This is a genomic window from Jatrophihabitans sp. sgz311053, assembly GCF_056135305.1.
On record NZ_JBWAXP010000003.1, the window covers coordinates 307,649 to 328,388 of the forward strand.

19 protein-coding genes are annotated in these 20,740 nt (G+C 70.6%); 8 read left to right on the plus strand and 11 right to left on the minus strand.

All coding sequences use genetic code 11. From position 1 onward, the window contains the following. Positions 1-8: 8 nt before the first annotated feature. Genes AC0NZQ_RS19395 through AC0NZQ_RS19410 form a run of 4 tightly spaced genes read right to left on the minus strand, consistent with a single transcriptional unit; the run spans position 9 to position 4,109 of the window. Positions 9-1,409: a ferredoxin reductase family protein gene (locus AC0NZQ_RS19395; protein ID WP_474531721.1), complete on the minus strand. Its 1,401-nt coding sequence runs from the start codon at positions 1,407-1,409 to the stop codon at positions 9-11. A gap of 58 nt (positions 1,410-1,467) precedes the next feature. Further along, complete coding sequence (locus AC0NZQ_RS19400) at positions 1,468-2,943, minus strand: sensor histidine kinase (protein ID WP_474531722.1); 1,476 nt, start codon at positions 2,941-2,943, stop codon at positions 1,468-1,470. Next, positions 2,940-3,647 (minus strand): response regulator transcription factor, encoded by a 708-nt coding sequence (locus tag AC0NZQ_RS19405; RefSeq protein WP_474531723.1) that lies wholly within the window; start codon positions 3,645-3,647, stop codon positions 2,940-2,942. The genes AC0NZQ_RS19400 and AC0NZQ_RS19405 overlap by 4 nt, the downstream gene beginning before the upstream one ends. A 36-nt stretch (positions 3,648-3,683) precedes the next feature. Beyond that, positions 3,684-4,109, minus strand: coding sequence for a hypothetical protein (locus tag AC0NZQ_RS19410; protein ID WP_474531724.1), 426 nt, complete (start codon positions 4,107-4,109; stop codon positions 3,684-3,686). A 232-nt stretch (positions 4,110-4,341) separates the two neighbouring features. Here AC0NZQ_RS19410 and AC0NZQ_RS19415 point away from each other — a divergent pair, with 232 nt between their 5' ends. The 6 genes from AC0NZQ_RS19415 to AC0NZQ_RS19440 all read left to right on the plus strand — a co-directional run bounded on the left by AC0NZQ_RS19415 (position 4,342) and on the right by AC0NZQ_RS19440 (position 11,694). Continuing rightward, positions 4,342-5,016 (plus strand): GTP cyclohydrolase II, encoded by a 675-nt coding sequence (locus AC0NZQ_RS19415; RefSeq protein WP_474531725.1) that lies wholly within the window; start codon positions 4,342-4,344, stop codon positions 5,014-5,016. A 268-nt stretch (positions 5,017-5,284) separates the two neighbouring features. Further along, a complete protein-coding gene (locus tag AC0NZQ_RS19420; protein ID WP_474531726.1) occupies positions 5,285-7,162 on the plus strand; it encodes a WD40 repeat domain-containing protein in 1,878 nt (625 codons plus the stop codon). After that, positions 7,159-8,430, plus strand: coding sequence for an MFS transporter (locus AC0NZQ_RS19425; RefSeq protein WP_474531727.1), 1,272 nt, complete (start codon positions 7,159-7,161; stop codon positions 8,428-8,430). Before AC0NZQ_RS19420 ends, AC0NZQ_RS19425 begins: the two co-directional genes overlap by 4 nt. Further along, on the plus strand, positions 8,427-9,008 hold the full coding sequence (locus AC0NZQ_RS19430; RefSeq protein ID WP_474531728.1) for a flavodoxin family protein: 582 nt from the start codon (positions 8,427-8,429) through the stop codon (positions 9,006-9,008). Before AC0NZQ_RS19425 ends, AC0NZQ_RS19430 begins: the two co-directional genes overlap by 4 nt. After that, a complete protein-coding gene (locus AC0NZQ_RS19435; RefSeq protein ID WP_474531729.1) occupies positions 9,005-10,699 on the plus strand; it encodes a WD40 repeat domain-containing protein in 1,695 nt (564 codons plus the stop codon). Before AC0NZQ_RS19430 ends, AC0NZQ_RS19435 begins: the two co-directional genes overlap by 4 nt. Positions 10,700-10,749: 50 nt before the next feature. After that, on the plus strand, positions 10,750-11,694 hold the full coding sequence (locus AC0NZQ_RS19440) for a formylglycine-generating enzyme family protein (RefSeq protein WP_474532034.1): 945 nt from the start codon (positions 10,750-10,752) through the stop codon (positions 11,692-11,694). A gap of 32 nt (positions 11,695-11,726) precedes the next feature. Here AC0NZQ_RS19440 and AC0NZQ_RS19445 read toward each other — a convergent pair whose 3' ends face one another. From AC0NZQ_RS19445 to AC0NZQ_RS19465, 5 genes are read right to left on the minus strand one after another with little or no spacing between them, the layout of a single operon-like run. Next, on the minus strand, positions 11,727-12,890 hold the full coding sequence (locus AC0NZQ_RS19445; protein WP_474531730.1) for a cytochrome P450: 1,164 nt from the start codon (positions 12,888-12,890) through the stop codon (positions 11,727-11,729). After that, positions 12,887-13,723, minus strand: a complete 837-nt coding sequence (locus AC0NZQ_RS19450; RefSeq protein ID WP_474531731.1) for an SDR family NAD(P)-dependent oxidoreductase — start codon at positions 13,721-13,723, stop codon at positions 12,887-12,889. Before AC0NZQ_RS19450 ends, AC0NZQ_RS19445 begins: the two co-directional genes overlap by 4 nt. Next, a complete protein-coding gene (gene mhpA, locus AC0NZQ_RS19455) occupies positions 13,716-15,287 on the minus strand; it encodes a bifunctional 3-(3-hydroxy-phenyl)propionate/3-hydroxycinnamic acid hydroxylase MhpA (protein WP_474531732.1) in 1,572 nt (523 codons plus the stop codon). The genes AC0NZQ_RS19450 and mhpA overlap by 8 nt, the downstream gene beginning before the upstream one ends. After that, on the minus strand, positions 15,284-16,240 hold the full coding sequence (locus AC0NZQ_RS19460; RefSeq protein ID WP_474531734.1) for a fumarylacetoacetate hydrolase family protein: 957 nt from the start codon (positions 16,238-16,240) through the stop codon (positions 15,284-15,286). Before AC0NZQ_RS19460 ends, mhpA begins: the two co-directional genes overlap by 4 nt. Next, positions 16,237-17,361 (minus strand): VOC family protein, encoded by a 1,125-nt coding sequence (locus AC0NZQ_RS19465; RefSeq protein WP_474531735.1) that lies wholly within the window; start codon positions 17,359-17,361, stop codon positions 16,237-16,239. Before AC0NZQ_RS19465 ends, AC0NZQ_RS19460 begins: the two co-directional genes overlap by 4 nt. A gap of 111 nt (positions 17,362-17,472) precedes the next feature. Here AC0NZQ_RS19465 and AC0NZQ_RS19470 point away from each other — a divergent pair, with 111 nt between their 5' ends. Together AC0NZQ_RS19470 and AC0NZQ_RS19475 are read left to right on the plus strand one after the other, a co-directional pair. Further along, a complete protein-coding gene (locus AC0NZQ_RS19470; protein WP_474531736.1) occupies positions 17,473-18,111 on the plus strand; it encodes a TetR/AcrR family transcriptional regulator in 639 nt (212 codons plus the stop codon). Between the two features lie 232 nt (positions 18,112-18,343). Continuing rightward, on the plus strand, positions 18,344-18,631 hold the full coding sequence (locus AC0NZQ_RS19475) for an ANTAR domain-containing protein (RefSeq protein WP_474531738.1): 288 nt from the start codon (positions 18,344-18,346) through the stop codon (positions 18,629-18,631). A 38-nt stretch (positions 18,632-18,669) separates the two neighbouring features. On the opposite strand, the gene AC0NZQ_RS19480 is transcribed toward AC0NZQ_RS19475, so the two are convergent. Both AC0NZQ_RS19480 and AC0NZQ_RS19485 read right to left on the minus strand, forming a co-directional pair. Beyond that, a complete protein-coding gene (locus tag AC0NZQ_RS19480) occupies positions 18,670-18,849 on the minus strand; it encodes an ANTAR domain-containing protein (RefSeq protein ID WP_474531739.1) in 180 nt (59 codons plus the stop codon). A gap of 211 nt (positions 18,850-19,060) precedes the next feature. After that, positions 19,061-20,704: a dihydroxyacetone kinase subunit DhaK gene (locus AC0NZQ_RS19485; RefSeq protein ID WP_474531740.1), complete on the minus strand. Its 1,644-nt coding sequence runs from the start codon at positions 20,702-20,704 to the stop codon at positions 19,061-19,063. Between the last annotated feature and the right edge of the window lie 36 nt (positions 20,705-20,740).

Genomic DNA, 20,740 nt, shown 5'->3' on the forward strand with positions numbered 1-20,740 from the left:
GTGTCCCCTCAGAAGCTGAACGACTCGACGTGGATGCCACCGCGGGAGACCCCGGCCCGGCGTAGCTCGCGCGTGAGCCGGCCGACGAGCTCGTCCGGCCCGCAGAGATAGACCTCGTGCCGGGCGAGGTCGGGGAGGAGGCGTCGCAGCTGCCGGACGTCCAGGTGATTGCCCTCCTCGCGTCGTCCGAGCAGGTAGTGCACCCGAGCACCGCGTGCCGCGGCGAGCTCCTCGATCTCGTCCCGCAGCACGAGGTCGCTCGCCGAGCGGGCTCGGTACAGCAGCGTGATCCCACCCGGCGCCGCCGGCGCGGTCTCGAGCAGGGCCCGCACCGGCGTGATGCCGATGCCGATGCCGACGAGCAGCACCTTGCCGCTACGGCGGCCTCGCGTGGAACGGCGCGCGAGGTCGCCGGTGAAGGCGCCGTACGGCCCTTCGGCCAGGACCCGGGTGCCGGGGCGGAGCCCGCGCAGCGCGGCGGAGTGGCGTCCGGCCGTCTTCACGGTGATGCGGAGCTCGTCGTCGGTGGGGGCTGCCGACAGCGAGTACGGGTTGGCGGCACCGACCAGCGACCGGGTGAGGAATCGCCAGCGGAAGAACTGGCCGGCCTGCGCCCCGAGCTGCGCCACACCGCGGCCCGAGACGATCACCGACACCGTCTCGGGCCCGTGCGGCACGACCGCCCGGACCACAAGCGGCGAGCGGACGAAACGGCGCAGCGGCACCACGATGCGGTACCAGAGCAGCAGCCCGAAGACGACGAGGTAGAGCGAGAGCCAGAGCACCCGAACGCGCAGGTCGGTGAAGTCGGCGCCGGTGGCGAACTCGTGGGCGAAGGTGAGGGCGATCGCCACGTAGGTCGTCAGGTGCAGCAGGTGCCACACCTCGTAGGGCAGCCTGCGCCGTGCGGCGCGTGCCGACACCGCCCCGACGAGCACGAGCAGGCCCACCGCGATCGTGGCCAGCAGGACGTCGGGATAGCTCGTGACCAGCATGGCGGTTTCCGTGACGACGCCGGCGTGGGCGGTGACGGCGTAACCCCAGATGATCAGCAGCGTGTGCGCGACGGCCAGCGAGACGACGTAGCGACCGCCGGCGGCGTGCCAGCGGGCGAGCCGGTCAGCGCCGACGCCGCGTTCGAGGGCGGGGACGCGGGCCATGAGGGCCAGGACGACCAGGATCGCGTAACCCGCCGCGAGGCCGGTGAGCCGGCCGGCGTTCGTCAGCTCGCTGCCCCAGCCGTAGACGAAGCCGGTGTCCTGCCACCAGAGGGCGACCACCGGCAGCGCCCCCGCGGCGATGGCGACGAGAGCGCCCGGCGCCGCGAGACGCAGCGTCGGCGACGCGGCCCGGCGTCCTGCTCGGCGTCCTGCTCGGGCGGCGCGGGGTGCGGGCAGCGTCGCGGTCATGATGATCCCTTCTCGGTGACTGCCGATCAGGGTGGCCGCGGTTGCTCTGCAGACCCTCTCAAGCCTCAGCCGCGGTCGCCGGCAGCGTGATCGTCACCGTCGTCCCGGCAGGACCGGTGGTGAGGTCGATCTCGCCGCCGTGCGCCGCGACGAGGGCTGCGACGATGGAGAGCCCCAGACCGGACGACCCCCGGCTGTCGGCGCGATCACCGCCACCGCGGACGAAGCGGTCGAAGGGCCTGGCCGCGACGGCCGGTGGCATCCCCGGACCGTCGTCGGCGACGGTGAGGCGCACCGAGTCCTGCTCGCCGACGGCGGTCAGCGAGACCGTGACGGCGCAGCCGGGCGGGGTGTGGGCGGCGGCGTTGCCGAGCAGGTTGGTGAGGATCTGGCCGAGGGCGTGCCGGTCACCGACGACCGTCAGCTCCGTCTCGGGCAGCCGGAGCCGCCAGTGATGATCGGCGTGCGCGTGACGGGCATCGTCCACCGCGTCGAGGGCGACCCGGACCAGATCGACCGGCTCGCGCCCCACCGGGCGTCCGGCGTCGAGGCGAGCGAGCAGCAGCAGATCCTCGACGAGGTGCCCCATCCGCTCGGACTGGGCGACGATGCGCGCCAGCGAGCCGCTCACCGCCGCCGGCACCGCCTCGCCGCCCTCGCGACGGGCGAGCTCGGCGTGGGACCGGACGACGGCGACCGGGGTGCGGAGTTCGTGCGAGGCATCGGCGAGGAATCGGCGCAGCCGCTCCTCGGACTGTGCTCGCGTGGCCAGCGCCCCCTCGACCTGCGCGAGCATGGCGTCGAAAGCATCGGCGAGCGCGTCGATCTCGCTGCTGGCGGCGCCGCGATCGCCTGCCGCCACGCGCGGGGGCAGCACCACCGCGCCCTGTCCGAGCGGCATGCCGGCGATCTCGGTGGCGACCGCCGACATCCGGGTGAGTGGCCGCAGCATGACGCGCAGCAGCCCGGTGGCGGCCAGGACGATCACCAGCAGGCTCACCGCGAAGACGGCGACCACGACCGCGACGAGCTTGTCGGTGGTCTCCTCGATCTCCTCCTCGGGCAGCCCGGTGATCTGGAGGTCGCCGTCGCGTCCGGCCGTCACGGTGACGCGGTAGTCACCGAGGTCGTGCAGGTGGATCGATTGTGGCTTCGGGTGGAGCGTGAGGCCGGCGAGCTTGTCGCGGGCCTCGTCCGGGATACCGGCGGCGTTGTCGTGCTCGCCGACGATCGCCGCGTCGGTGAGCCGGCCGTCCTTCGACCGTGCCCCCAGGGTGCCGTCGGCCTGGCCCGTCACCTCCCCGAAGCGGTTGTCGGCGTCGCCGTCGTCGCGTTCCAGGCTGACGGCGTAGCGGTCCCCGGCGGCCCGCAGCTGCCCGTCGAGGCGGTCGACGAGGACGTGATGCACCACCAGCGCCATGACGACCGCGGCGGCGGCGAGGCCGACGGTGAGCACCACGACCAGGACCGCGGCGAGTCGCCCCCGCAGCGTGCGGGGCAGGTGCGGCCTGGGCCGCCTCGGAGGCCAGCTCACGGCGCGGGCTTCAGCAGGTAACCGACGCCCCGGACGGTGTGGATCATGGGTTCGCGGCCCTTGTCGATCTTGCGGCGCAGGTAGGAGATGTAGAGCTCGACGACGTGGGCGTCGCCGCCGAAGTCGTAGGACCAGACCCGGTCCAGGATCTGCGATTTCGACAGTGCCCGGCGGGGATTGCGCATCAGGTAGCGCAGCAGCTCGAACTCGGTGACGGTGAGGTCGACGACCTCGCCGCCGCGCCGCACCTCCCGGGCCGCCTCGTCCATCGTGAGGTCGCCGACGACCAGCCGGTCGTCCGGCTCGGCCGCCGCCACCATGGCCGCGCGCCGCACCAAGCCGTGCAGCCGCGCCACCAGCTCCGTCATCGCGAAGGGCTTGGTCAGGTAGTCGTCGCCGCCGGCCGTGATGCCCGCGACCCGGTCCTCGACGGCGTCGCGCGCGGTGAGGAAGAGCACGCAGACCGCCGGGTTGGCCTCGCGCAGGTGGCGCAGCACGTCGAGCCCGGTCATGTCCGGCAGTCCGACATCGAGGACGACGAGGTCCGGCGGTTCGGCCCGGGCGGCGCGGATGGCGGCGTTCCCGTCATGGGCGGCCGCCGCCGTCCAGCCCTCGAGGGTCAGCACCCGGACCAGGACGTCGGCGAGATCCCGCTCGTCCTCGACCACGAGCGCGCGGATCGCCGGCGGGGTCACGGACTGCACGCGCCCAGCATGCCGTGCCGGTGTCGCGACGGCCGGTTACGCCGAGCGGCCGAGGCCCCGTGCCCTGATCGGCAGCCACACCGCGAGTCCCATCAGCGCCATGGCGAGGGGGAAGTGGATCACAGTCACGTCCGGCGAGTCGCCGATGAGCCCGCCCAGGTAGGCCTCGAGCACCAGGACGACGGCGAGGGCGCCGGTGCCGACGAGCAGGTCCCGGCGCTCGCGGAACTTCCAGACCAGCACCGCGAAGGCCACGATGCTCAGGACGATGGCGGTGTCGGCGCCGCGGGCGTGGACCTCGACCCAGTTGTCCTTGTAGTCCTGCCCCTCGTGGACGAAGAGGCCGGCCCAGAGCCCCTGCAGCAGGACAGCCAGCGCGGCGAGGCCGAGTAGCACGGTGTAGACGCGCGCGGGGGTGGCCCGCGTGGTGGTGGGGTGGGTGGGGGAGTGACCAGCGCTCATGCCGGCAGCCTCACCAGGTTTGCTCTCAAAACCCTCTGCGATCGACGGAGAGATCCGGTGGGGACCTGTTCGTCCGACATCTGATCGTGCCGCTCCTGGTTTTGCGCGACAGCGCGTGAAACGACTGGCACCGCGCTGTGGATCGCGCGCAACGTATGCCTTGACTCGTGCTCGAAACGGAGTAAAAATCGTCGCGAATCGACCTAAGTAACTTCTTTGGGATAAAGCGGACATGGCCGAAATCTTGTCGAAGGTGCGGATCAGGACTGAAGTCACGGTGCCCTTGGCCATCGGAGACGCAAGCGTCCCGGCGAAGGTCACAACATTCGACGGACTGCCCAGCGGTCTGGAACACCTCGCGGTGTCGCTGGGGAATGTGGGGGGTTCCGGGATTTCACCGGTAAGGGTTCATTCCGAATGTCTCACCGGCGACGTGCTGGCCTCGTTGCGATGTGACTGCGGACCGCAACTGAGGGAGTCGCTGCGTTACTTCTCCCGCACGGCCGGGGTGCTGCTCTACTTGCGTCAAGAGGGGCGCGGAATAGGTCTGTACAACAAGATCGACGCGTACGTATTGCAGGATGCCGGCTTGGACACGTTTCAAGCGAACCGGGCACTGGGTCACGGAAGCGACGAACGTGATTACGGTGAGGCCGCGGCCATGCTGCGCGCGCTCGACCTGAACCGCGTCGATCTGGTCACCAACAACCCGGACAAGGTCGACCAGTTGCGTCGACACGGCGTTATCGTCCGTCGCGTTCTGCCGACCCGTACCGCGCAGAACCCGTACAACGTCCAGTACCTGCGCGCTAAACGCGACGTCACGCGGCATGCGCTGCGTCTGGACGGCGACGATCCCGTCACGTCCGTCGCCCGGGCGGAGCATTCGGTGAACATCGCCGGGTAGCTGCGCAGTCGAGACCGGCCGCTCCACAAGGCGAGCGGTATGACGACGTAGAGAGGAGGGATTGCCATGGCGAAGATCGTCCGCCGCAAGGTCTCCGTCGAGATCTGAGTTCTCCCGCCGGCGGCTGGCGCTCGCCCGCTCGGCTTGCGTCGAAGGGCGAGCGCCAGCGCGCCGTGAGCACGACGCGCTGGCGTGCGCAGGTCATCTCGAGCGCAATCTCGGCAGCTCGAGTCATCTGAGGAGTCTCGAGTCAACTGAGGAGTACAGAGTGACGACACATTCCGAGCGAATCACCAAGCTGGTGTGGTCCACCGAGTGGGGCCTCGTCGCTGCGACGGTCGAGGGCAGCCTCCTCGTCATCGGTGAGGATCTGCAGGCATGTCGGCGCATTCCGGTGCCCGACCTCGGTGCGCAACCCGCTGCTCGCGCCATCTACGGGCTGGCAGTCCACGGAGATCGTGCGTATACGCGGAACAAGCGAGGGACCTTTGGTGTGACCGACCTGCGTTCGGGCAGGGTGGTTGCCGTCCTGCCGGCGCAGGCCGTCGCCGCCCGTGAACTCCTGATGCCGGGCGAGGAACCGTCGCCAACCATCGTTCGAGGTGTCGGAATCGTCGATGGGTATGCCTACTACTCCAACGGCTTCTTCCAGCTCACGCGGGTGGATCTCGAAACGCTTCGGCCAGAGGTGGTCACGGACGTTCTCGTTGACCGGCGGATCGATTCCTTCAGTCTGGACGGGCCGGTCGACGTCGTCTCCGACCGCGAGGGCTGCCTCAGCTTTGCGGATCTCTCCAAGCCCACTGTCCACTTCGAGGTGCGGGTAGACGGCGGCAACGTCCACAAGGCGGTGTGGGACAGTGCGAACCGGTGTTACTGGGCCACCCTCGATGCCGGCTCCGGGGAGCATGCATTCCGCAACGGCATCGCGAAGGTCTCTCCCGAGGGTGAGGTCGTCGCGACGTGGCTCGGCGCCCGCAACGATATGGAGACCATCGTCCTGTCCCATGACCGGCGGCGCATGGCCTTCGGCGGGTTCGACAACGCTCTGTACCTTATGTCCACCAGCTCCTCGGAGCTCGACCCGGAACGCATCGTCACCGGCTTCTCGCATCAAATCATCGACGCTGTCGTCACCGGTGATGACGCCATCGTCGTTCTGACGCAGGACGGTGAACTGACCGAGGTCATGTGGGATGGAGCGTTGCGCCGCAGCGCAGGCTTCGAACGCTCGTGCGTCTGGGACATCAAACCACTCAGCGGAGGCGGGGAGATGGCCATCGCGACCGACTCAGGCGTTGAACTCCGCCGGCTGGACGCCACCACCGGCGAGCTGTCCGCGGACGTCGAGCACATTCCCACCGGGGCATTCGTCCGTCGACTGGCGCCGTTGCCCGACGGGGACCTTCTCACCCTGCTATGGCACGAGACGGTCGAGCGTCGCAGCCGCACCGGGCGCGTCCTGTGGTCGGTGAACCTCGGCAAGCCGGTGTACGAGATGGCGGTGGTCGACGGACTTGTCTACGTCGGCACCTTCGAAGGCATCGACGTGATCGACTGCGCGGAAGGTCGGCGGGTCGACAGCCTCGAATTCGACGGGCTACCGATCTGGTCGGTCGCTTACGACGACGCGAGCCGTACGCTCTTCGCTGCGAGCCGAACCGGCCAGGTCTTCCACCTGGATCTTTCTCGTCGTTCCACCATCCGTGTTGGGGACATCGGTGGATATCCCAAGCGCGCACTGTGGTGGGGAGACAGGCTCGTATTCACCGGCGGCGGTGGAGTGCGTTCCTACGACGTGGCGACGGGAGCGGTGTCGGCCACGTACAAGGAGTATCTCGACAACACCGCCGAGAATGCTGTTCGCATCGGGGACTACGTGGTCTGTGTCTCCTACGGGATGCAGGTCGCCGTGTATCGCGCCGACGACGCGGAGCCGGTCGCGTTGGACGAGACGCTTCCAGACTTCACGAAGGCCATCTTCGCCATCAACGACACCTGCTTCGTGGTCGGCGGGCGGGGCGGTTACCTACGCGTCTACAACCTCGAGGTCGACGGGGATGGGTCCGTCGAGCTTCGGTGCACGGCGGAGCATTACGTGCGATCCGCTGCTCCGGAGCTCCGGTTACGGGTTACGTCGTCATGAGCCTGGGTGCCCTCGAGGCGCCCCCGCTTCGGGACGGTCGCTTTCGTCTCTTCGCGGCCGGCAATGTCGTGAACAACCTGGGCGAGACTGCATTCACCGGCATTGCCCCGCTACTTCTTGCCAGTCGGGCCGGCGTAGGAGCCGCCGGCGTCTTCGTCATCGCTACCGGCGTGTCGAGCCTGGCCTCGCCATGGTTGGGTGCCGCGATCGACAGGTGGGGATGGCGCCGTTTCTTCGCGTTCGGGCTGGCCGGACAGGCCATGTCGATCGCTACCTTGGCGGCCTTCGTCGGTGGACACGTGGCCTCGGTGGGGGCATTCGCGGTCGTGATCGTCATCAATCAGATCTGCGCAAACGCCTACCTCAACGGATGGAAGGTGGGATTGGGTGAGCTTTTCCCGGAGTTTCGGAAGCGGGCCCGAGCCAGTCTGAACACCGCCTTCTACGCAGCCGGTGTTGCCGGGCCGCTGCTCGCCTCATGGATCCTCGTCGCAGGCGGGTTCGGCTGGTTCCTGATCTTCGACTTTCTCACCTTCGCAGCACCCGTCTGCGCCCTGGTTCTGCTCGATCGCCGTCACCAATCTCCGTCGCCCTCGCCTTCCGGAGGCACCCCGCCGGCGCTCATCGGTGCGGTGGCGGCGGCCGCCAGGACTATTGGTCGAGACCGACGAATCCGCAGCCTGCTCGCCTACTACCTGAGTCTGGTGGCGATGTCCGGCAGTGTCCTGGCCGTCCTCGTCGCCGTCCGATTCGACATCGACGACAAACCGCTTAACGTGCTGGCTGCAGTCAATCTGTGCGTGTACTTGGGAAATCAGACCGTGTCGGCGCTCAGGGCGGTCCGCCCGGCACTGGCCATCGGGTGCGGACTGGTCGCCGCTGTCGCCGGAGCCGTCCTCGTTCCGTCGCCGAATCTGATCGCGTGCGCCGTGGGCATTGCCGCACTTGGATTCGCGGTCGGCGTCGGCATCAGCTATTACGTCGTCGCGCTGGTCGAGTTCGCCCCGGAGTCGTCCTACGGCGCGATCTCCGGCGGCTTCGGGCTCTTCGGCGGGGTAGCCGTGCTGATCTCGGGAGCGGCTGTCACCGTCGCCACCGCCAGTAGCCTGACGTGGCTCTACCTCTACCTCGGCGTGCTGGTGACGGGTCTGGCGATCAGCTCGCTGTGCCACGCCAGAGTGGCGATGACCGGCCCGGGGAACATCTCGCAGCGCACCTCCGATTCGCTCCTCCCGTACCGGACGAGCACCGGGGGGAACGCGCGATGACCCGCATTCTGGTCGTCTACGACTCGAGACACGGCACAACCCTCGAACTGGCCGACGAGCTGGCAACCGGTGCCCTTGATGAGGGCGCCGAGGTCCGTCTGCGCCGGTGCTGTGAGGAGAGCGTCGGCAAGGATCACGTCTCCGGCGCGACGGCTGTCGTGGACGCTCCCGACGATCTGATCTGGGCCGACGGGATTGCCCTCGGATCCCCGGTCCGCTTCGGCGCCGCGACCGTTGCCCTCAGAGCGGAGATCGAATCGTGGGCGCCGCTGTGGAAGACCCACGAGCTCGACGGTAAGGCCTTCACCGCGTTCACGAGTTCGAACTCGCCCCAAGGCGGCTCGCAACTGGCTATCGCCGGCCTCTACGCGAGCCTCTGCCATTTCGGCGGCGTCATCGTCCCCACCGGTTATGCCCACCCGCGGGCCGTCGAGGCGGGCGGCAACCCGTATGGGACCTCGGTCTCCACGGCCGACGGTTTCACCATCCCCGAAGCCGTGCGCGAGCTTGCACGCCACCAGGGCCGACGGCTCGCCCGCGTCTCGCGTGCCCTGTCTCATGAGAGGACCTTCCGATGATCTGTCACGCCGCGCCGATCAGCGGCATTGCCGCCTACAGCGACCAGTGGGTCGCCACCGCCGGCTACGACAACCAGCTCATTCTGTGGAATCAGCGGACGCACGAAAGCGTCGCTCGTGCCTGTCACGACCACCTTGTGAACCACTGCGCCTTCAGCCCCGATGGAACGTTGCTCGTCTCGTCCTCCAGCGATTACGGAGCGCGTCTCTGGTCGGTGCCGGACCTCCGGCTGAGCGCGGTGCTGGGTGGCCACGACGACGACGTCGAGATGGCCGTCTTCGACGCGTCGGGATGTCAGGTGGCCACAGCATCGCGAGATCATGTCGTTCGCGTTTTTGGGCTCGACGGCACACCTGTCGTCTCGTTTCGAGGCCACACCGCTGACGTGATCTCTGTCGAGTGGTCTTCCGACGGCACGTCGGTCATCAGTTCCAGCGACGATGGCACGATCAAGCGCTGGTCGTTGGTCGACGGCAGCTTGCTCGAGGACATCGATCTGGACGGCGTAGAGACCGACACGGTGGCGATTCATGCCGACGGAACCATCTACGCCGGCAACGATCGCGGCGAGTTGATCACCATCGCCAAAGGCGAGGTCGCTTTCCTTCCCGCTCACGCCGCAGGCGTCAAGCGCGTCGTCCTCGACCGACAACGCGACAAGCTGGTCACGCTCAGCTATGACCGCTCCATGGCACTGTGGGATCTGACGGAGGGTCACCCGCAGCTGATACGTCAGGCCGGGTATCCGGATGATGTCTGGGCGCGGTCGTGTGCTTACGCCGGGGAGTCGACGCTTGTGTTCGCGACCTTCGGCGCCACGTACCGCACCTATGACGTGGCGAAAGACCGGTGGGAGGACCACGAAGTCCCTCCTACCGGCGGCGTCAATGCCGTGACGCGTGTCGGTGGTAGGCGCCTCACCGTTGGCGATGCCGGAACGGTTCGCAGCGAGGGCCGGCCCCGGCACGAGCTCGGTAGCCTCTGCAACTTTCTGACGCCGGCCGGTGACGCCGTGTTCACCGGCGGACAGCTGGGCAGGGTGTTCGACGCCGCCACAGGCCGAACCCTCTGGCAACACCGTTCGCCGCTCAACTGCGGTGCCGCATTCGTCCGGGATGGTGTGCAGCACGCTGTCGTCGGTTCCTACACCGGAGAGGCACTGATCTTCCGCGTCGACGACGATGTCCGCCACGTCGCCGACGTGCCGATGCATGACAACGCCATCAAGGGGATCGCCGTATCCGACGGGGTCATCTTCTCGGTCTGCGCCGACGCTTCTGCCGCGTGGTTCGACGCATCGACCCTCGAACTCCTCGAACGGCTCCCCGGGGCTCATCGCAAGATCGCCAATGGTTGTGCAGCCCTGCCCGGTGGGTGCTTCGCCTCGGTCAGTCGTGACTTGACCCTTCGGCTCTGGGATACGACCCACCGCGCCGAGGAGATCCCGACACCGCACGACCACTCGGTGAAGTGCGTGGCCAGCGATGATTCCGGCCGCTTCGTCGCCACGGGCTCCTACTTCGGGACGGTGGCGGTCTATGACCGTGAGCGAGGCGAGTGGCAGAAGGTGCAACGGCCGACTGCGAGCGGAATCTCGTCGCTGTACGCCGATGACGAGAGCAGGCAGTTTCTTGCCAGCAGCTACGACGGCAACGTCTTTCCGATCAGCTACCCGCGGATCGACCGTTGACCGGTGACGTCCTGCTCGTCGACCCCCATGCCGAGTCGACGCGCGCTGCTATGGGACTGCCGGAGCACTTCGTTGCTCGTGGACGACCGCCAACCGCTGATGAGGCCGCTCGGATCGGCCTCGGCGGCGACGTTGTCCGTCGCGCCCTCGGCATCGTGGGCGACGCGCGGGAGACGGTGGCAGCGCGGCACGCCGCTGGCGCTCTTCTCGCGCTGGTGGGTGACCCACGTATCGATGTCCTCGACCCTCCCATGATCGACGTGCCGGGTGGCACGTTCGTCGTGGGGACCGACCCCGCCGAGGTGCCCGAGGTCGTAGCGCGCTGGGCCTCGGTCGGCGTGCAAGCCTCGTGGATAAAGAAGGAGTGTCCTGCCCACGAGGTGTCGATCCGGTCCTACCGTCTAAGTCGGTTTCCGGTGACCCATGACGAATTTCGCATCTTTCTCGAGGGGACCGGATGGCCTCGACTGCCCACGTCGTGGCGTTTCGGTGCCTTTCCGCGAGAGCAAGCGAACCACCCGGTGTGGGGCGTGGACGACGAGTCGGTGGCGGCCTACCTGGCGTGGTTGCGCACCGCGACTCGACGTGCCTTTCGCCTGCCCAGCGAGATCGAATGGGAGTACGCCGCGAGCGGAGGGAGTCGGCGCGAGTACCCCTGGGGGGACGAGTTCGATCCGTCGAAGGCCAACACGGTGGAGGCCGGTCCGCTCACCACTACTCCTGTCGGCGCGTATCCGGCGGGAGACGGTCCGTTCGGCCATGCCGACCTCGCCGGGAACGTGGAGGAGATGGTTGCCGACTACTACGGCGCCTATCCGGGCGGCACCGTCGTCGATGACGATCTGACCGCGACTCGCGGAAGATATCGGGTGACTCGCGGCGGCAGCTTCACTCGGTTCGGCGATCTCGCTCGATGCCGCCGCCGACACGGGTGGTTCGACCGAGACATCTATGCCGTCGGCTTTCGCCTCGCCGAGGACGCCTGCGAGACCTAGGCGACGGGCTCGGCTGTCGCATGGTGGGCCGCTCAGCAGAACGAGACGGGGAGGCTGGCATACCCCTGCAGCGTGTTGTTCCGCAGCCTGGTGCCCCGGCCGTGCCGCCGGACGGCGGTGACACGGTCGCGCATCGCCCTGAGCAGTGCCGACATCTCCAGCTTCGCCAGGTGCATACCGACGCAGGCGTGCCGACCGTGTCCCCAGCCGAGCTGCTGATTGCCCGGCCTGGTCAGGTCGACGCGGGCGGGGTCGGGAAACTGCCGCTCGTCGCCGTTGGCCGCGGCGAAGAGGACCGCGACCCGCTGACCGGCGGCCAGGGGCTGGTCGTCCACCACGGTGTCGGAGGCGACCCGGCGGGTGAAGCCCCGGATGGGGGAGGAGAGGCGGACGGCCTCGGCCACCATCGGGCCGATGAGCTTCTCGTCGGCGCGGACCGCCTGCCACAGCTGCGGATCGGCGGCGAGCAGGGCGAGAAGGTGCGCGCTGGCGAGGATAGTCGTGTCCAGGCTCGGCGCGGTGAAGTCGATGACCATCGCCCGCGCCTCGGCCCGGCTGATCTCGCCCCGCTCGGCGGCGGCGAAGATGCCGGCGGCCCAGCTGCCCGGCGCGACGTCGCGCTCGCGCAGGCGCGCCCCGAAGAGCTTCAGCGACAGCCCGCGCGCCCCGGCGCGCAGCAGCCGCGGGTTCGTCCCACCGAGGGCGTCGAAGGTGCCGGCGGCGCGGGTCAGCATCCACGCGCCGTCCCGGCCCAGCCCCACCAGGTCGGCGACGATACCCACCGGCAGCGCCGCGCCGAAGTCGGTGACGGCGTCGAAGCGCGGGCGGGTGAGCAGCTCGTCCACCACCTGCTCCGCGCGCGGGACGAGGGTCTGCTCCAGCGCGGCGACGCGGCGGGCGGCGAGGTAGTCCAGCATGACGCCGCGGCGGCGCTTGTGGTCGCTGCCGTCACTGGCGAGCACGGTGTGGCTGCCGAGCCGGTTGGTGACCGGGTTCGCCGCCACGCCGGCGCCGCTGGTGAAGACGTCCGCGGCGCGCAGCGCGGCCTTGACGTCCCGGTACCGGCCGATCGCCCAGAGCCGGTTCCGCGGCAGCCAGACGGCGGCGCCGGCGTCCCGGATCGCGCGATAGGTGCCGTCGGGATCGTCCAGCGCCCGGTTGCCGTAGAGGTCGATCGCGAGGGTGGGGGTCGTCATCGAGCCTCCGCCGCGGTGCCGGCCAGCGCCTGCAGCCGGAACCGGCGGGCCAGCAGCCGGTCGCGCCACCGCGCCGGCACGTACCGTCCCAGGACGACCAGCGGCCGGCCGCCACGGCCGAAGGTCGCCACCGGCCGGGGCCGGGACGACAGGACGTGGTCCAGCGCCTCGCGGGCGAACTCCGCGGCCGGGGTGGCGCGGTGCTGCGAGGCCTGGGCGCGCTGCGCGATGGCCTCCCGCACCGGCGCGTAGCGCGACTGCGCCCAGTCGCGTTCGGCGAGCCGTCCCGCCGTGCTGCCGAAGTCCGAGGCGATGTGCCCCGGCTGCAGTGCGAGCACCCGGACGCCGAAGGGGGCCAGCTCCACCCGCAGCGCCTCGGTGAGGGAGTTGAGGGCAGCCTTCGACGCGCAGTAGGCACCGGCGAAGGGTGTCGTCAGGACGCCGCTGATGCTGGTGACGTTCACGACCGTGCCGCTGGCCGCGACGAGTGCGGGCAGCAGCGCCCCGGCAAGTGCGATCGGGGCGAAGGTGTTCACCTCGAACTGGTGCCGCAGCTGCGCCGGCGGCAGCTCGACGACCGGCCCCATGAGCCCGTAGCCGGCGTTGTTGATCAGCAGCGAGACGCTGTCGAATGCGGCGGCGAAGCGATCCCGAGCCGCCTCGTCGGTGACGTCGAGGGCCACGCCGTGGATGCCCACCCGCTCCAGGTCGCGCAGCGCGGCGACGTCCCGGCCGGTGCCGTGGACAGCGAAGCCGCGGTCGCGCAGCTCCACCGCCAGGGCTCGGCCGATGCCGTGGGTGGCGCCGGTGACGATCGCGATCCGCTCAGCCATGGTTCACACGCTCCCGAGGCGCGCCGGAGCCCGCCGAGATCCCGGCCGCCTGCAGTTGCTCGCGCCAGGCCCGCAGGTCAAGACGATCGGCCGCGGCGGCCACGGTGCGGTCGGGCCGGACCAGCAGCGCGCGGGCGCCGGTCTCGCGGCAGAAGGCGGTGAGGTGAGCGGCAGCCGGGTCGCCGGCCTCGACCGCGACGACGCGGGTGCCGAGCTCGTCGAACCAGGCGAGCAGCTGCGGCTCGAAGACGTCCACCGCGGCGGCGTCGAGGGTGACCAGCGCCCAGCCGAGCCCGAGCTCGACCGGGACATGGGGCAGCAGCTGGCCGGCCGCCCGGTGCGCGGTGGTGAGCGGACCGCGGGGGAAGCTCGGCATCGCGGTGCTGACCACCCGGTCCTCGACGCCGGGCAGCCGGGACAGGCCGCGCAGCGCGGCCCGGCGCAGCGCTCCGGAGCCGGCCGAGCCGCCGGTCATCACCCAGCCCACGCCGATGGCGAGCCGGACGACCCGCTCGGTGAAGGGGCGACGCTCCTGCTCGTAGGTGTCGAGCAGCCGCTCGCCGGCCGCACCGGCGAGGACGGCGGCCAGCTTCCAGCCCAGATTGGCCGCGTCGCGGATGCCGGCGCACATGCCCTGCCCGATGAAGGGTGGGGTGAGGTGCGCCGCGTCGCCGAGCAGGAAGACCCGGCCGTGTCGCCAGTGGTCGGCGACGGCGCCGCGGAAGGTGTACCAGGTCCGGCGGACCACCGTCAGCTGCTGCGGGTCGACCCCGCCCAGCCAGGGATCGATCAGCCGGCGGACGTCCTCGTCGGTGACGTCCTCGGCCGCCTCGTCGGCACGGAGCCGGAACTCCCAGCGGTACCGGCCGGGGGTCACCATCATGAAGGTCGCCGCCCGGTCGGCGTCGCAGACCTGCTGCACGCCGTCGTAGACGTCGAGGGCGACGGGGCTGGTGACGTCCACGACCATCCACCGCTGCTCGAAGCCGAGGCTGCGCAGCCTCGCGCCGAGCAGGCTGCGCACCGTGCTGTTGGCGCCGTCGCAGCCGAGGACGGCATCGGCGGCGACGACGAGCTCGGTCCCGTCGGCGACCGAGCGGGCCCGGACGGTCGTCGGCTCCCCGGCGCGGCGAGGCTGGTCGATGCCGACCACCGCCATCCCGGCGAGGACGGTGATGGCGTCGAAGTCCGCCATCCGCCGACGCAGCACGCGCTCGAGCTCGGGCTGGTCGAACATGTTGGCCTGCGGATAGCCGTACCGGCCGCCGGCGGGGTCGCGGCGGAAGGTCGCCAGCGGCCGCAGCCGGGCATCGACCAGCTGCATCCCCGGCGCCGGGCGGGAGATGTCGGCCAGCTCGTCGGCGATGCCGAGGTCGCCGAAGATGCGGTACACCTCGTCGTCGAAGTGGACGGCCCGCGGGAGCGGGTAGGGCTCGGACCAGCGTTCCAGGACGAGCACCTCGAGGCCGCGCTGCGCCAGCGAGATCGCCGCGGTGGCGCCGGTGGGGCCGCACCCCACGACGACGACCTGGCTGCGGCGCAACTCCGGTTCGTCCGCGGTCATCGCACCCGGGTCCGCTGCGTGCCGAGGTCCAATGCGCCGTCGTCGCTGCGGATGCTCGCCTCGACGAGGTCACCGGGTCGCAGGTAGGCCTCGCTGCGGGACTGCCCCGTGACGAAGAGCGCCCAGCGGCGGGCCTCGGGCAGCAGACCGGCGATGCGCTGCACCGCGGCCGGCGGCGGCTGCAGCGCTACGCCGCCGGGGGTGCCGGTGAGCAGCAGGTCGCCGGGGGCGAGGTCCTCGAGCTGCGAGAGTTCGGTGAGCGTCGCCGCCGGGCCGAAGGCCATGTCGCCGGCCAGGCCCTCCTGCCGCAGCTCGCCGTTCACCGAGAGCCGCAGCCGCAGCTGCGACCAGCGGGCCACCTCGTCGCGTTCCGGCACCACGAGGTAGGGGCCGACCGGGCAGAAGCTGCGATACGACTTGCCCTTGTACCACTGCCCCTGCGGCAGCTGGATGTCGCGCGCGGAGACGTCGTTGGCGACGACGAAGCCGCCGACGTAGTCGGCCAGCGTCGCGTCGGTGACCTCGGTGGGGCCGGTGATCGCTGCCCGCAGCACGATGCCCAGCTCCACCTCGTAGTCCAGCAGGCGGACGTGGGCCGGGCGGACGATGTCGTCCTCGGGGCCGGAGAGCGACGCGGTCGACTTGGTGAAGAGCATGTTGAAGGCGCGGTCGGGGTCCATCCCGGACTCGACCATGTGGGAGCGGTAGTTCGCCCCCTGGCAGAGGATGCGGGCACCGGGGGTCGGCGGCAGCAGCCGCAGCTCGTGCAGCGGCGTGGCTGCTGCGGTCCGAGCGGTCTCGGCCAGCGCGGCGGCCTCACCGATGACCTCGGCGGTCTGCTGGATCGAGGCGGGGAGCTCGTGGACGGCGTCGCCGACGAGCAGCCCCCAGCGCGGCCCGGTGTCGGTACCCGCGTCAGTACCGGTGTCGTGGCGGACGAAGGTCGTGCTCATGTGGCAGCCACCTTGATCAGGCCGAGGAGTCGGCGGAGGTCGAACTCGTTGTCACGGTCGGCGAGCGAGGTGAGCACGTGGCGCGCCATGGACGCCGAGGGCTTGGTGCCGAGGAACTCGGCGGTGACCTTGGGCCCCCACTGCGACAGGCCGGAGGCGGACATCGGCGCCCAGCCGGCCGCCACGGAGCGGTCGAACATGTCGCCGTCGGTGAAGTGCTCGACCATGAAGCCGTCCGGGTCACGCCAGTAGTCGAAGATCTGGCTGCCCTCGATGTGCCGGCCGATGCCCCAGGCGTGGCGATAGCGCCGCTCGGCGAGGTATGCCTGGCCGGCGGCCATCGCGTCGAGCCCCGCCACCTGATAGGCCGAGTGGATGTAGCGCCGGCCCGGGCCGAGATTCATCGCCAGCGTGTGGTGGTCGGCCGGGGTCTCGCCGAGATCGCAGCGGATGAAGGCCATGCTCGGTCCGCGGTCGCGCTGGCCGGCGTAGTAGAGGAAGTCCGAGACGATCAGTCCGAAGTTGTCGAGGTACCAGTCGAGGTCCCTACTGAACGACGCCGACTCGATGACGACGTGTCCGAGCCGTTCGATGCGCGCCGGCTGCCGCGGCGGGCGCTGCATGGCGTTGACCCGGGCCAGCTCGTCGGGCGTGTTCACGGTGAGCGGTCGCTGCCGGTTCAGCTCGGGCAGGACGGTCGCGTCGGCGACGACCCGCACCGGCATCCCAGAGGGATCCCGCAGGTCGACGGCGAGGCCGCCGCAGGGGTCGGTGACTGCGGTTGGGAGCGTCCCGTGCGCCGCCGCCAGCCGCCGGACGTCCTCACGGTCGGCCGCCCGGAAGGTGGGGCCGACGAAGCGGGAGGCCGGACCGCGCCGCACGACGACGCAGACCCCGCCGGCGAGGGCTCCGCGCAGGTAGAGCGCGTCGGCGGTCCGGGCCGCGGTGGCGAAGCCGAAGTCGTGGGCGAAGCGTTCGGCGGCGTCGAGGTCGGGTTTGGTGAACTCCAGCCAGGCCAGATCCTCGACCTTGACGACGGGGTTGCGGGAGCGGTCAGGACGGTCACCGCGCTCGGCGCCGTCCTCGCTGTGCAGGGCGCCGTGCGTCGCCGGTGCGGTCACGTCGCTCACCTCCGGATGCCGTGGGAGCACCAGGATCGGGTCCGCGACGTCGCGCGGTCCAGACGTGCATCATGAATGATCGCCTCATCAGAAATGAGCTATCATCGGTCTATGGTCGACGAGGTGACGGAGTCCCGGTCGGAGCGTCGCAAGGCCCGGACCCGGGCGGCGCTGGTCCACGCCGCCCGCGCGCTGCTGATCGAACGCGACCCGGCGACGGTGAGCATCAAGCAGATCACCGACACCGCCGACGTCGGCTTCGGCTCCTTCTACAACCACTTCGATTCCAAGGACGACGCCTTCGCCGCGGCGATCGTCGAGGTCCTGGACGAGCACGGCGCGATGCTCGACGAGCTCACCGCGGATCTCGACGACCCCGCCGAAATCTTCGCCGCCAGCCTGCGGATCACGGCCCGGTTCCCCAAGACGCGCCCCGACCTGGCCGCGATCATGGTCCGCACCGGTCCCGCCTATCTCGACAGCGATCGCGGTCTGGCGCCCCGGGCGCTGCGCGACCTGGAGCGGGCCAAGGCGGCGGGACGGTTCCGCTACCGGGACGTCCAGGTCGCGCTGGCCTGCGTGGGCGGCGCGTTGATGGGCGTGATCCACACCTTCGGCGCTCGCCGCCGCGAGGTGGACCGCGCCGCCGACGAGCTCGCGCAGAACATGCTCACCATGTTCGGGCTGCCGCAGGCGGAGGCTGTCGCCATCGCCGGACGACCGCTCCCCAGGCCGCGCCGGGTGCGCTGACCTGCCGGATGCGCTGACCCGCCGGGGTCGGGGTTCGCCCCACGGAAACGGCGTCCCGCCCTCGCGGCCGGAAGCGGGCATCCGGATTGCGGACTATGCGCTCCGCGGATGATCTTGTGAGGTCACCGGACAAGGCCCTGGCCCGCCGGGGGGCCGCTGTGGTGCAGTGAAAGACCGCGACATGCTGCTCGACCCGAGAGCCCGGTCATCGCCCGACGATCGGACACCAGAGATGACGATCCAGCTGGAATCCACCACATCCCGTCCGCTGCCCGTCGCCCCCGACGCCGTAGCCGACGAGTTGGCCGACCGACTCGCCGCGCTCCGCGAACGCAACGCCGAACTCTCCCGGCAACTGACGGACAGTCGCACCGTCGGCATGGCCATCGGCATCGTCGCGGACAAGCTCAAGATCACCGTCGATCACGCCGAGCGCATCCTGCAGACCGTCGCCGCCGACATCGGCCACTCCATCGCCGACATCGCGGCGCACCTCGTCAGCACCGGCCGGCTGCCCTGATCGCCGGTCGGAGACCCTGGTCGCTGCCCGAGGACGCGTCAGTCGGGCAGCTCGCCGGTGAGGACGACGTGCTCGGCGAGGTCGCGCAACTTCTGGTTGCGGTCCTGACTGGCCTTGCTCAGCACCGCGAAGGCGGCCTCGTCGGTGATCCCGCGTCGCACCATGATGATGCCGACAGCGGCGCCGATCCGGCGGGCGCTCGTGAGCGCGATCTTCAAGTTCTCAATCTCGGCCTCGGCGATGTCGAGTCTGCCGCCGCAGTTGTCCAAGCAGTCCTACCTCGTGACATGGCTCAGCGCGGGTGTCTTGTGTCGATCACCCGCGTCAGCGGTAGTCCATCGTCGCGGGACCGCGGCGGGCAATCCGGATACCGCAAAGATGCGCAGGATGGCCGGTCGCCTCCGCCCCCGGCCATCGACGTCGGAAGGGTCACGGCGACTCGGTCGTGGCCGCCTCGGCGGCCGCGCGGAGCATGATCGCGATGGCGGCTGCGCCCGGGTCGCGTACCTCGTGGAGATGCTCGGCAGAGACGTAGGCGGAGCGGCCGGCGGCGGCGCGGGTCATCCCCGCGGTCGCGTTGGCGCCCGCCTCGGCCGCCGCCGCGGCGTCAGCGAGGCCGCCGTCGCGCAGGGCTGCCAGCGCGGGTACGAGCGCGTCGAGCAGGGTGCGGTCACCGGGGGCGGCCCCGCCGTGGCGCTGCATCGACTCGGCACCGCTGGCGAGCGCGTCGGGAACCTCGGCGCCCTCGTCCAACGCCGTCCCGGCCGCGGCGAAGAAGATCGATCCCAACACCCCGCTGGAGCCACCCATGGCGGTGGCGAGCGTGGTGGAGAGCGCCCGGCACAGCGCCGCCGGTTCGGCCAGCGGCAGCTGATCGAGCGAGGCCGCGACGCGTCGGGCGGCGGTGGCGAAGGTCGAGCCGGTGTCGCCGTCGCCGACCTTCGCGTCGAGGGCGTTCAGCTCGGCCTCGGCGTCGACGAGGGCCGCGGCGACCCCCTCGAGCAGCCGCCGCACGCCGGCGTCGGACGACGGTGCCGGGGCGTCGTGGGCGAGGTCCGGCAGCGGCCGGAGCGCCACCGCGCCGACCGTCCGCGCGGCCGGCCAGGCGGTGTGCGCGGCCACCGGTGCCGTGAGCCCGTCTCGCAGGGCGTCGGTGAGTGGCAGCACCGTGAGGGAGAGCCCCTGCGCCGAGAGGGAGGTCATCAGCGCGGCGGGACCGGTGACGAGCTCGACCCGCTGCCCGAGAGGGGTGTCGAGGACGTCGCGGAGCACCACGCCGAGCTCCAGCGCGGCGATGCCGCCGAGATTGTTGACGAGCAGCGCCAGCGGACCGTCGGCCACGGTGGCGGCGAGTCGCTCGGTCATGGTGCCGACCACTGCCCGGGCGCTGGCGACGTCGATCGTCTCGGCACCCGGTTCGCCGTGGATGCCGAGACCGAGCTCGGCGCGGCCCTCGGCGATGCGGTCCTCGACCGGGCGGCCGGGGATGGCGACCGGACTCAGCGACACCCCGAGGGTGCGGACGCCGTCGGCGACCTGTCGGGCGATGCCGGCAACGGTGGCAAGATCGGCCCCGGACTCCGCGACGGCACCGGCGATCTTGTGCACCAGCAGGGTGCCGGCCAGACCCCGCGGCTGCGGGGTGTCGGGCAGGGCGATGTCGTCGCCGACGACGACCATCTCGACCTCCAACCCCAGCGTGCGCGCGCGCTCGACCGCGAGGCCGAAGTTGAGCCGATCGCCGGTGTAGTTCTTCACGATCACCAGGCAGCCGGCGTCGCCGGTCACGGCGAGGATGGCGGCGAGGACGGCGTCCACGCTGGGGGAGGCGAAGATCTCGCCGCAGACGGCGGCGGTGAGCATGCCGCGTCCGACGAAACCGGCGTGCGCGGGCTCGTGCCCGGCGCCGCCACCGGAGACCAGCGCGACGTGTCCGGCGTCGGCCTCGGTCCGGAGGACGACCTTGACGTCGGGATAGCCGTCGAGCCGGGCCAGGGCCCCACCGGCCGAGCGGATCAGGCCGTCGATCGCCTCGGTCACCACGGCGTCGAGATCGTTCACCAGATGCGTCATGCGCGGCACTCCGAGGGGTCGGGGGTGGGTATCACC